The sequence below is a fragment of the uncultured Campylobacter sp. genome (assembly GCF_905372745.1).
Lineage (GTDB): Bacteria > Campylobacterota > Campylobacteria > Campylobacterales > Campylobacteraceae > Campylobacter_A.
In genome coordinates, this window is sequence record NZ_CAJPQR010000016.1 from 32,295 (window position 1) to 43,759 (window position 11,465).

Genomic DNA, 11,465 nt, shown 5'->3' on the forward strand with positions numbered 1-11,465 from the left:
TAAATCCGTTTTGGCTATCATTGCTTTTAGATTCGCGTGGTAAATTTAGCCGCTATTTGCAGCTCTAGCGCGTAAATTTAAACTAAAAAGAGAGACGATGGATGAAATCTTAAACGATTTGGCTAAATTTAGGGATTTTATGACATACAAAAACCCGAGCGTTACGTTTTTCGGCTCGGCTAGATTTGACGAAAATAGCAAATACTGCAAAATGGCTTTTAGCCTCGCAAAAGAGCTTGCCGACGGCGGCTTTGCCGTGATTAGCGGCGGAGGACCCGGCGTGATGGAGGCGGTGAACAAGGGCGCGTACGAGAGCGGCAAAAGTCCGTCCGTCGGGCTAAATATTGTGCTTCCGTTTGAGCAAGTGACGAACAAATACGCCACGACGAGCTTTATTTTTTCCAACCTATCCGCACGTAAATTCGCTCTTATCGAGCGTTCAAGCGCATTTTTGGTGTTTCCGGGCGGTTTTGGGACGCTTGACGAGCTATTTGAGATCCTAGTACTCGCGCAAATCGGCGCCAAAAAAGCTAAAATTTTCCTCATCGGAAGCGAGTTTTGGAGCAAGCTTGACGATTTTATCAAAACCACGCTGATACGCGAAAAAGCCGTCAGCAAGGAGGATTTGTCGCTTTATACGATCAGCGACGATCTGGACGCCGTAAGGGATGAAATTTTGGGGATATTAAACTAAATTAGCGTGCTAAAATTTTACTAATTTTAAGGATTTGGCGATGCTTGACGGGATGCGAGACGGGGCTGCTATTGCGCTTTTTGCCTCGTTTTTATCGCTATTTGCGGCCGTGTCGCTCTCAAATTTGACGCTGCTCGCGTCCACTGCTGATTTTAACTGCCGCTACGATGGCGCATACGGTACGCGAAAATTTAAAGCTCTAAAATACTACAAGGCTTGAGGGTTAGTTAAATTCGGTCGGTAAATTTGCCGGTTGCATTTATCTAGCGCACGGCGTTAAATTTTGATTTTTGCAAATTTAGCCCGCCTGCATTTTAGTAAGCAAATATTTTAAATTTACGCTCCAAGCACACTGTTTAAATTTATAAATTTTCTCCACCCACAATGTCTGCTTTTTACGCAAAATTCGGTAAATTTGACTACATCTCGCCGTTTGCAAATCCTGCGTTGCCGTGTTTCGGCGCGTAAAATCTAGAGCCGGCAATGCGCGAAAGCTAAATGCCGCGCCACCCTTGGCTCGCAAATTTATAGCGTATTAAGCTATTTTTTATATAATCGCGTCAAATTTATATGAAATTGTCTTATTGTGGGGCTAAGGCGAGATTTGTAAATTTGAAAATATTTTTACAAAAAACGCAAGCGATGAATCGCGAGATGAATTTAAGCGTTGCGCGGAAATTTTTGCGTCAAGGCTAGGCATGCAGCCTGCCGCAGATCAAAAATTTCAAGCTCGTTTAAAGGCGCTCGCGAGGCGCGCTTGCCCCACAAAGGAAAGAAAAATGAAAATTTTAATGGCCATGAGCGGCGGCGTCGACTCCACCATGAGCGCCAAAATGCTGCTAGAAGCGGGTCACGAGGTCGTGGGCTGCTATATGAAGCTACACAAAAAGCCCGGATATCATGAAAAAAATATCGATAAAGTCGCCCGCGCGTGCGGGTATCTGGGCATCCCCTATCACGTGCTTGATTTGCAAGAGCAGTTTGACAGATACGTCTATACGCCGTTTGTTAGCTCCTATAAAGAGGGCAAGACGCCAAATCCCTGCGCGCTTTGCAACCACTTTATAAAATTCGGCGAGCTGCTAAAATTCGCTAAAAGTATCGGCTGCGAAAAGCTCGCCACCGGCCACTATATCCGAGTGCAAGACGGCTTTATCAGAGTTGCCGCCGATCCTAGCAAAGACCAGAGCTACTTCGTAGCGCAGGTGCCAAAAGAGATAATCGCCGATATGATTTTCCCGCTCGGGGATAAATTTAAAAAAGATATAAAAGAGCTGGCAAAGTCTCTACCGAGCTTTCGCGAGTACGGCGAGCAGGCCGAGAGCAGCGAGATTTGCTTCGTCGAGGACACCTATATCGAGGTGCTAAACAAGCACTACGAGACGGATCTACCCGGCGACGTGGTCGATAGCTCTGGGCGAGTGATCGGGCGGCACAACGGCTACATGCGCTACACGATCGGCAAGAGGCGCGGATTTGAGGTATTTGGGGCGCACGAGCCGCATTTCGTGCTCGCTATCGACGCGGCAAATAACCGCATCGTCGTGGGCAGCAAAGAGGAGCTTGAGCGCGGTAAGATAGCGGTAAATAGCCTAAATTTATTCATAGACGAGAGCGAGTTTGACTGCGACGTGAAGGTTCGCTACCGCAGCATCGGGCTAAATGCGCACGTAAAAGTGCTGGGTGGCGGCACGGCCGAGGTCGAGCTAAAACAGAGCGCGTTTGGCGTGGCTAGCGGTCAGCTCGCGGTATTTTATAGAGGCGAGTTGGTTATAGGTAGCGGATTTATCCTATAAACGATACGTAAACCGGCTAGATTATGCAAGAGCGGGTATAAATTTAGTTTTTGCGCGCTTTTGCAAATTTGGCCGCTAAATTTAATCAGACCCCATTTGCTTATAAAATATCCGCGAGTCAGGGTAAATTTTGCGTCCTTAAAAAACCGTCGTCGCAATTTGGGTAACGTAAGTCGTAAAAATAAAAAGACAGGCGTCTTTGCTTTGCCCATTTACGGCTTTTGCGAGATTGTCAAATTGTAAATGTCCGCGGCAGCAGAGGTACGTGGCTACGCAAACATTAAAACAAGCTCATTTTGCTACAAAAAACTAGAAAAATAAATCGTCGTCAGCAAATCGTTTTTAATCCTAACGCTAAATTTCTTTACTAAATCTGATATTTAAAATTTAGTTATAATTATTTATCAAGGTAATCTTACGGCGATAAATTTAGCGGTTTATTATGTTAAAGGCTTCCTTTGATATAAATTTGACAGGCGCGGCCTTTTGATCAATTTTTATCAAATTTAAATCTATATGCGTGCATCTTATGATCTAGGATTTTAAAAATTTCGTCGATTTTGATTAATCCTTTATTTTAAGATAAATAAAATATAACTTAAGAAATCGGGTCGATTTTACCTTTTCAAAGGACGCTTCATAAATTTTTCAAACTCAAAATGGTTTATCGTTTCAGGCTCGGCGCTCGGCGCTTTAAGCGCGCTACTTGTGTATTTCGGCAACCCCGGCAACATGAGCATTTGCGCAGCTTGCTTTTTGTGCGATACGGCAGGGGCGCTAGGCTTTCACCGCGCGGGTGCCCTTCAGTACGTGCGCCCGGAGACCACCTGGCTTATTTTGTGCGGCTTTTTAGCCAGCGTGTTTTGGACGAAGGAGTTTATCGCGACCACGGGTTCGTCGCCTTTCGTGCGCTTTTTTCTAGGATTTTTCGCGATGATCGGCTGCCTCGTGTCTTTAGGCTGCCCGTGGAGAGCGTTTTTGCGTCTTGGCGGCGGCGATATGACGGCGGTTGCTGGAGTCGTCGGTATTTTGCGGGCATGTGCGCGGGCGTATTTTTCAAAAAGCTCGGCTACGGTCTCACGCACGAGACTAAAACTCAGGCCGCGATAGGCGTTTTGCCGACGGTTATGGGTATTTTGCTGCTTGCTGCGCTTGCGTTTGGACTAAAGCTCGGCGAAAACGGCGCGCTTTTTAGCTCCGCAAAAGGTCCGGGCTCCATGCACGCTCCTATCCTGATCTCGCTTGGTTTTAGCGTCGCCCTGGGCGCGCTAATGCACAAAAGCAAATTTTGCAGCGTAGGGGCGTTTGGCAGGCTTTTTAAAGGTGACTTCTCGATGTTTACGGGGATCATCAGCATCATCGTTTTTGCCAGCATCGTAAATTTAGCGCTTGGACAGTATAAATTTAGCTTTGAAGGCCAGCCTATCGCGCACAACGACGTGCTTTGGAACTTCCTTAGCATGACGCTAGCAGGGCTTTGCTTTAGCCTTAGCGAAGGCTGCCCGGGCAAGCATCTCGTGCAAATGGGCACGGGCAATCTAAGCTCGGTAATCTTCGTCATCGGTATGGCGGCGGGCGCGGCCGTAGCGCATAACTTCTTGCTCGCTAGCTCTCCGAGCGCCATAACGGCTGCGGCTCCGTGGGCGGTGGCGATGGGGTTTGTTTTTGCGGTTTATGTGGGATTTTTTCACAAAAAAGCTGCTTGATTCCCCATAATTTTGCTTTGACTTCGTCTCGCAACCGCTAATCGCTTCGCTGCGGACGAACGGATTTTTAACTTTGCGCAAAGCGCTCGTTACGATACTTCGCTACGAGGAGGCTTTAAAATTTTAAACCCGTTTCGGTTACGTATTTCATATACGCGCCCTCACGGGTTAAAATTTTAAGGCTAAACTACGCCTATTATGTCTTGAATATTTGCCCTGCATCTTACTAAATTTGTAAATTTGACATTTTCGCGGCGCGGGTCTGGGCGAGCAAAGAACGAAATGCCGAATTTTCAAATTTGATTTATATAAAAAGCGAGCTGGAATTTGCAAAATTTGATAGCGATCGGGGAGTAAAAGCGGGCTAAACATCATGGTCTAGCCCGCAAGAAATAAAACTTTTATCTAAAAAGCAGTCAAATTTGCTCAGCGCGCATATCAAAGCCGAGTCAAGTAAATTTAGCCTAAAAGTCCGGCGCCTTTGATCGCTTGGCTGCGCTCTTTTGCGTAGATGCGCTCGCCTCCCACGACGTCGTATTTCCAGATCGGCGCATTAGCCTTAAAGTCCTCTACAAACTCGTTTATCAGGCGCAAGGCGACCTTTCTTTGAGGGCTTACCACGCCTGCGACGTAGGAGCTCTCGTGCACCGGCACGTCTCCGCGAGAATGTGCAAAAAGCACGTATGCGCCCAGATCCTTCGCCTTTTGCTCCCAGCCCGCTAGCCATTTGCGCAGGATCGGCTCGTAGATATCAAAGCTAAGCGCGCTTATGCCGCCTTCCTCGCGCACGATGCCCGTAAACGTGATGAGCGCGCCGCAGTTTTTGTCCTTAAACTCGTCGTACCATGCATTCGTGATCGCTTTGGCGTCGAGGCTTCCTTCAAAAATCTGCATATTAACCTCCGCAAACCGGCGGTAAAATGGAAATTTTATCCCCGTCTTTTAGCGGCGCGTCAAGAGAGCTTGCGATCTCGTCGTTTACGGCGACGGCGCAGATTTTTAGCCACTCTTTAAGCTGCGCGTATTCGCCTAGTTTTTCTTTTACTTCGCTTAAATTTGCCGCTTCTAGCTTTAAATTATGCATCTTTATTGGGCCTAAAAACTCGATTTCTACCATAAATTCGCCTTTGAAATTAAATTTTTTTCTTGATTTTACTTAAAAAAATATTTAGATATACTTACGCCAAATTTTAAACGAAAGAGCCGTAATGAACGAAATATTAAGCAAAATAAAAACGCCCGCCTACGTCTGCGAAGAGGCCAAGGTGCGTGGGAATCTAGAAATTTTAAAACGCGTCAAGGATGAAAGCGGCGCGAAGGTGCTAGTCGCCCTAAAAGGTTTTGCATTTAGCGGCGTGATGGGGCTTGTCGGCGAATATCTAGACGGCGCGACATGCAGCGGCCTGCACGAGGCTAAATTTGCCGCAAAATACGCTCGAGGCGAGATCCATACGTATTCGCCGGCGTTTAAAGACGAGGACATAGATGAGGTGCTAGCGCTCTCAAAACACGTGGTTTTTAACTCCTTTGCGCAGTGGACGAAATTTAAGCAAAAAGCCCTAGCCGCGGGCGTTACCTGCGGGCTTCGAGTAAATCCGGAGCTCTCCGTCGCGCCGACTGACGCTTATAACCCGTGCGGCAGGTATAGCCGTCTAGGCATCACTCGCGCAAATTTCGATGCTCACGCGCTTGATGGCATTACGGGACTGCATTTTCACGCGCTTTGCGAGGAGAGCGCGCAGAGTCTGGAAACCGTGCTCATGGCGTTTGAGGAGAAATTCGGCGAGTTTATCCCGCGTATGAAGTGGGTAAATTTCGGCGGCGGACATCACGTAACAAAAGAGGGCTACGACGTGGATCTGCTCATAAATTTGATCAAAAACTTCCGCGCAAAATACGGCGTCGAGGTCTACATAGAGCCCGGTGAAGCGGTGGGCTGGCAGACGGGATTTTTAGCCGCTTCGGTGCTTGATTTCGTACAAAACGAAAAAACCATAGCGATCCTAGACGTCTCGGCCGAGGCGCATATGCCAGACACCGTGCTGATGCCCTACCGACCGGCGGTGCGAGGCGAGAGCAAGGGCGGTAAATTTAGCTACCGTTTCGGCGGAAATACCTGTCTAGCAGGCGATATCGTGGGGCTTGACGCGGGCGAGCCGGAGTATAAATTCGACGCGCCGCTAAGCGTGAGCGATAAGGTGATATTTGAGGACCAGATCCACTACACGATCGTGAAAAACACGACCTTTAACGGCATAAAGCTGCCTGATTTGCTACTTTTAAAAGAAAACGGCGAGCTTGTAACCGTGCGGGAATTCGGCTTTGAAGAATACGAGAGGCGAAACTAAATTTGATGCCGGGAACTGCGTCCTTTGGGGTGTAAATTTGATATTTTACGGCGCCGTTTGGGCTGTAAATTTATCAAATTTTGCGGAGATCTTTTATTTGACTTGCTCCTGGCGTGCGGGCCTCATAAATCTGCACCTTTTTAGCGCTAAATTTAAAATTTAGCCTATCAGCCGCCGAATTTGTCGCAAATTTAATCCCAAACGAAGTTAAATTTAAGATAAATAAAATCTAGCTTATATAAATGAATTAATATGGCTGATTATAAATTTGCCCCCGATTTTGATAAAAATACGCCGTAACAGCCTAAAAAAGCGGCGTTTCGGCGCTAAGCTTGCATTACGCTATTTTTTGATATAATTTCACGAAAATCCGCGAAATTTAGCTTTTGGCTGGATGCCGAATTACGTGCGGCTTTGAGCGGACAAACAAAAACAAGGGAGATAGCATGACGAGAATTTTGAGTTTGCTTTCGGTTGTCGCCTGTTGGGTCTTCGCTATCGAGGCGAGTCCTAGCACGAACCAATACCAGAGCAATGTCTGGGCTGCCGGTAGAATCGAAAACATCAAGCCTTACGAAGACGGTTTGGGACCGATTTTTACGTTTATTCAGGGTAACGACTACTTCGCTATAGCCGTTTTGTCACTGATTTTAGCCGTGATTGGGGCATTTGCTTTGCATTTTTTGATTATCGGGCCAAAGCATTTTAGCCACGACGGGAACAAAGTCTATGCATTTAGCGTAATAGAGCGCGTCGCTCACGGACTAGCCGCGATCTCGTGGATAGTGCTGGTACCGACCGGTATCATCATGATGTGGGGCGCGGAGCTTGGCGGCGGGGCTTTCGTTAGATTTTGTAAAAACATCCACGGGTTAGCTACTATTATATTTGCGGTATCCGTACTGCCGATGCTGATAGCTTGGACGAAAAGAATGCTACCGACGATCTACGACATCAGATGGATGCTTATTGTAGGCGGGTATCTTTCAAAGGTTAAGCGACCGGTGCCTGCAGGTAAATTTAACGCCGGTCAAAAAGCATGGTACTGGGTTGCTATCCCCGGCGGTATCGTGATGATATTAACCGGCGCAGCGATGTTCTTTTTGGATTTTAAAACGCCTGACGTCGCTACTTGGCTAGGCGTATCGCAAATCGAAGTTTTAAGAGCTTCTGCGCTAATTCACAATGTACTCGGCATAGTTTGCGCCGTATTTTTCCTAGTACACATATATATGGCGGCTATCGCGATACACGGCGCTATCTGGTCGATGGTAACGGGATATAAAGAAGAGGAAGAAGTTTACGTGCTTCACCACTACTGGTATCAGGAACTCATCTCTAAAAACAAAATACCCGTATCTGAATACGAAAAAACTTACGCGAAATTAAAATAATAAAAAAGGAGAAGTTTTTCTCCTTTTTTATTTTAAAGCCTAGGCTGAAATCCGCCTTTTTATACAAAATTTAAAATCTTTTAGATAAAATTCCCCCTAGACTTCAGGTTGAAGAGTAATAAATTTAAGGAAAAATCAATGCAAATCGATTGTAGAAATTTGGCTTGTCCGGAACCCGTCATCAGGACAAAAAATACGCTCGAGAGCCTAAAAGTCGGCGAAAGACTCGAGATTTTAGTAAATTCTATCGCTCCAAAAGAAAACATTAGTCGTTTTTTAAAAAATCAAAACGTCGAATTTAGCGTAGAACAAAACGGCGCCGAGACAAAAATCACCGCCGTTAAGGGCGAAACAAAGCTTGAGCTAGCAAATTTTGACGAATTCGTCTGCGAGATCACTCCAAAGGCCAAAAAAACAGCCCTTTATCTAAATGAAGAGCGCGCCGGTAGCGGCGACGTGGGCGTTAATTTGCTGGCTAAATTTTTAGGAGCGCTTTTGCAGGTAGAAAATAAACCCGAATACGTAATCTGCGTAAATAACGCCGTTAAAATGACTACGAACCGCGCGCATGCGGGCTTTAAACCGCTTAAGGATTTAGAGGCTGCGGGCGTTAAAATTTTAAGCTGCGGCAGCTGCTTGGAGGCGTATAAACTCGTCGGCGATTTAAGCGTCGGAGAGATATCAAATGCCTATGAAATCATGCAAATTTTAACTTCTCACGAGCAAATCAAACTATGATTTACAACGACAAACGTCTAACCAAATTCGTCAAAGCGGCGGGTTGAGCGGCCAAGCTTGACCCGTCGGGTCTACACAAAACTATCGGCGATTTAAATTTAGCTCACCCGAATTTGCTCTCAAACATCGGCACGAACGAGGATGCGAGCGTGTTTAAGATCACGAACGATATCGCGCTCGTGCAGACGCTAGACTTTATCACACCGGTGGTAGACGATCCGTTTATATTCGGCCAGATCGCGGCCGCAAACAGCCTAAGCGACGTGTTTGCGATGGGCGGACGGGTGCTAAACGCGCTAAATATCGTCGGGTTTGACAGTTGCAACCTAAGCGGCGAAATTTTGGGCGAAATTTTGCGCGGCGGACGGGATAAGGTCGCCGAGTGCGGCGGCGTGATCGTAGGCGGACACACGATAGAGACGCAGCAGATGTATTACGGTCTTAGTGTCACGGGCGTCGTTTCGCCAAACTCCTTTTGGTCTAATAACTCCGCGCGCGAGGGCGACGTGCTTATACTCACAAAGCCGCTAGGAACTGGCGTTTTAAGCACGGCAATAAAGGCCGATCTACTAAATTCGGTGCAGATAAAGCAGGCGGTAGAGACGATGCGGCAGCTAAATTTTTATGCCGTGGACGCGCTAAAAGGTATCAACGTAACGGCGGCGACCGACGTTACGGGATTTGGATTTTTAGGACATCTAAGCGAAATGCTAAACGATAAAATCAGCTTTGAAATTTACGCGGGTAACGTACCCGTGATAGCGGTCGCGCGCGAGTTTGCAGATATGGGCATCATCCCCGAGGGCAGCTATAAAAACCGCGAATTTGCGAGTAAATTCGTTAGCGTCGAGGCCGATATCTTGCTTTACGACGCGCAGACTTCAGGCGGATTACTGCTAGCGGTACCGCAAAGCGAGGCAAATTCGGCTCTATCTCGCCTAAAGGACGCCGGTTACGAAAACAGCGCCGTAGTGGGTGCAGCTACGGCAAAGACGGAGTTTGGGATAAATTTGATTTAGCGTTTACGACAAATTTTGTCGGCTTATCCGGTAAGCCTTTAGTTTAAAAATCTAGTTTCTTAAGTCATGTTTAAAACATCGTCAAATATACTCGGCTATCTAGCGCGTAAATCGCAAAAACGGCGCCAAACCGAGCAATCGTTACTTTTATCATTTACTTAAAATTTGCCGCCGCGTATGCCGGTTTTGCATATTTGGCCTAAAAGCCGTCCAAATTCAGCATCAGTTAAAATTTAATTTAAAAATCGTAAATATCTTTGGCGCAAATAGCCCAATAAATGCAAAATAGTTGCCGCATCTAAATAGGCTCAAGCCCCCTTTGGCTAGGCGCGGGACGGTCTTGCTCGCCGCATCAAATTTACATAGCGCTTAAAGTTAAAGCATAAAAACTCTCGTTTAAGTTAAATTTCTGGCTAAAATCGTATAATTACCCGACTTTAATAAAAGGAGAAAATATGAATTTTTTAGAAGCGATGAAATTTCGCCACGCGTGCAAGATTTTTGACGAAAATAAAAAAATCAGCGCGGGCGAGTTTGATTTTATCTTGGAAGCAGGCAGACTAAGCCCGAGTTCTACGGGGCTAGAGCAGTGGGATTTCCTCGTCGTGCAAAATCCGCAACTAAGGCAAAAGATCCGCACCGTCTCGTGGGATCAGCCTCAGATTACGACTTGCTCGCATTTGGTAGTTATCCTGGCTAAGGTAGCAGAGGTTAAAAGTGTCGGTAAATACGTGGAAAAAATGATTGAGCGCCGCGAAGACAAGGCTCCTGATATAATCGGCGACAGGAAGAAGTTTTACGGAGATTTCCTAAGCGGACGTTTCGGCGGCGATGACGAACTAATCTATCACTGGTCGAGCAAGCAGTGCTACATAGCTGCTGCAAATATGATGACGGCCGCAGCTAGCCTAGGCATCGATAGCTGCCCGATCGAGGGCTTTGACGAGGCGGCGCTAAACGGCATCTTGGGTCTTGATACGAGCAAACATCGCGTAGCCATCGTAGTGCCGTTTGGTTACCGCCTAAAGCCTCAACCTAAAAAGTATCGCCGCGAGATAAACGACGTCGTAAAGTGGATTTACTGATTTTACGGCTTTTGGCCGTTAGCGATTTAGTTCGGCGGTCTGCTCGGTAGCGCGCCCGTGATGAGCGTAAATAAAAACTCATCGGCGGACTTCATCGCCCGCGGCGGCCAGATACCGGCTCCTATCCATAGTTTTAAAAACTAAATCTAAAAGCCCGCTAGAGAAGTTTTAAAAACTAAATTTACAAAGTCCGCACGAAAAGCTTTAAGAAACGCTTTAAAAGCTAAATTTACAAAGCCGGCCGTAAAAAACGGCGGGCTTTACTCTTGTTTTACGCTTAGAGCCTAAATTTAATCTTTGCTTTTTTACGTTAATTTATCCTTCGCCTAGCCTTTTATTTTTACAGCCTTATATCTAAATTTACCCGCTAAACTCCGCTTTTTATCGCAGCCTAATCCTACAGCTTAAATTTACCCCTTTTCATTTTTTGCGCATACCGTCGTAAATTTACTATAGCGTTAAATTTAAGCCCGGTTTTTAAATTTATCCCGGTTTAGCCGGTCCTAAATTTATCTCCAAATTCGCTTTTAAATTTTACTTAGGATTTTTTGGCTAGATAAAAATTTATCTATGTTTTATCCCTTGTTTTAGGCTATTTCCGCGGACCCTTTATCCGCTTACTTAAAAATTATAAATAATTACGCTATAATCTCAAACGCAATCCTAACGGATTAATCTTGGCTTA

The 11,465-nt window shown here is 46.2% G+C and carries 10 protein-coding genes and 2 pseudogenes; 10 read left to right on the top strand and 2 right to left on the bottom strand.

The genetic code is table 11. The features are described 5' to 3' along the window. Positions 1–97: 97 nt before the first annotated feature. The 4 genes and pseudogenes from QZ157_RS06130 (at position 98) to yedE (ending at position 4,196) form a co-directional block, all read left to right on the top strand. Entirely contained in the window at positions 98–694 is a 597-nt protein-coding gene (locus tag QZ157_RS06130; protein ID WP_295143158.1) for a TIGR00730 family Rossman fold protein, read from the top strand. 40 nt (positions 695–734) lie between these two features. Beyond that, the gene (locus tag QZ157_RS06135) at positions 735–914 is read left to right on the top strand and encodes a hypothetical protein (RefSeq protein WP_295143161.1); all 180 of its coding nucleotides are present in this window, start codon (positions 735–737) and stop codon (positions 912–914) included. A 559-nt stretch (positions 915–1,473) separates the two neighbouring features. Further along, positions 1,474–2,490, top strand: coding sequence for a tRNA 2-thiouridine(34) synthase MnmA (gene mnmA / locus QZ157_RS06140; protein WP_295143163.1), 1,017 nt, complete (start codon positions 1,474–1,476; stop codon positions 2,488–2,490). 639 nt (positions 2,491–3,129) lie between these two features. Next, positions 3,130–4,196, top strand: a pseudogene (gene yedE / locus QZ157_RS10620) (YedE family putative selenium transporter). Positions 4,197–4,655: 459 nt separating this feature from the next. Here yedE and QZ157_RS06155 read toward each other — a convergent pair. Both QZ157_RS06155 and QZ157_RS06160 read right to left on the bottom strand, forming a co-directional pair. Beyond that, the gene (locus QZ157_RS06155; protein WP_122870920.1) at positions 4,656–5,090 is read right to left on the bottom strand and encodes a molybdenum cofactor biosynthesis protein MoaE; all 435 of its coding nucleotides are present in this window, start codon (positions 5,088–5,090) and stop codon (positions 4,656–4,658) included. 1 nt (position 5,091) lies between these two features. After that, complete coding sequence (locus tag QZ157_RS06160) at positions 5,092–5,313, bottom strand: MoaD/ThiS family protein (RefSeq protein ID WP_295143174.1); 222 nt, start codon at positions 5,311–5,313, stop codon at positions 5,092–5,094. Between the two features lie 91 nt (positions 5,314–5,404). Here QZ157_RS06160 and nspC point away from each other — a divergent pair, with 91 nt between their 5' ends. From nspC to QZ157_RS06190, 6 genes and pseudogenes are all read left to right on the top strand, one after another. Further along, positions 5,405–6,544, top strand: a complete 1,140-nt coding sequence (gene nspC / locus QZ157_RS06165) for a carboxynorspermidine decarboxylase (RefSeq protein WP_295143177.1) — start codon at positions 5,405–5,407, stop codon at positions 6,542–6,544. A gap of 446 nt (positions 6,545–6,990) precedes the next feature. After that, the gene (locus QZ157_RS06170; RefSeq protein ID WP_295143180.1) at positions 6,991–7,938 is read left to right on the top strand and encodes a formate dehydrogenase subunit gamma; all 948 of its coding nucleotides are present in this window, start codon (positions 6,991–6,993) and stop codon (positions 7,936–7,938) included. A 138-nt stretch (positions 7,939–8,076) separates the two neighbouring features. Then, on the top strand, positions 8,077–8,676 hold the full coding sequence (gene yedF, locus QZ157_RS06175; RefSeq protein ID WP_295143183.1) for a sulfurtransferase-like selenium metabolism protein YedF: 600 nt from the start codon (positions 8,077–8,079) through the stop codon (positions 8,674–8,676). After that, positions 8,676–9,695, top strand: coding sequence for a selenide, water dikinase SelD (gene selD, locus QZ157_RS06180; RefSeq protein WP_295143188.1), 1,020 nt, complete (start codon positions 8,676–8,678; stop codon positions 9,693–9,695). The genes yedF and selD overlap by 1 nt, the downstream gene beginning before the upstream one ends. Positions 9,696–10,150: 455 nt before the next feature. After that, positions 10,151–10,780 carry an NAD(P)H-dependent oxidoreductase gene (locus QZ157_RS06185; RefSeq protein WP_295143185.1) on the top strand — a complete coding sequence of 210 codons (630 nt, stop codon included), beginning with the start codon at positions 10,151–10,153 and terminating at the stop codon, positions 10,778–10,780. 30 nt (positions 10,781–10,810) lie between these two features. Next, a pseudogene (locus tag QZ157_RS06190) lies at positions 10,811–10,924 on the top strand (DUF711 domain-containing protein); the annotation flags it as partial. Between the last annotated feature and the right edge of the window lie 541 nt (positions 10,925–11,465).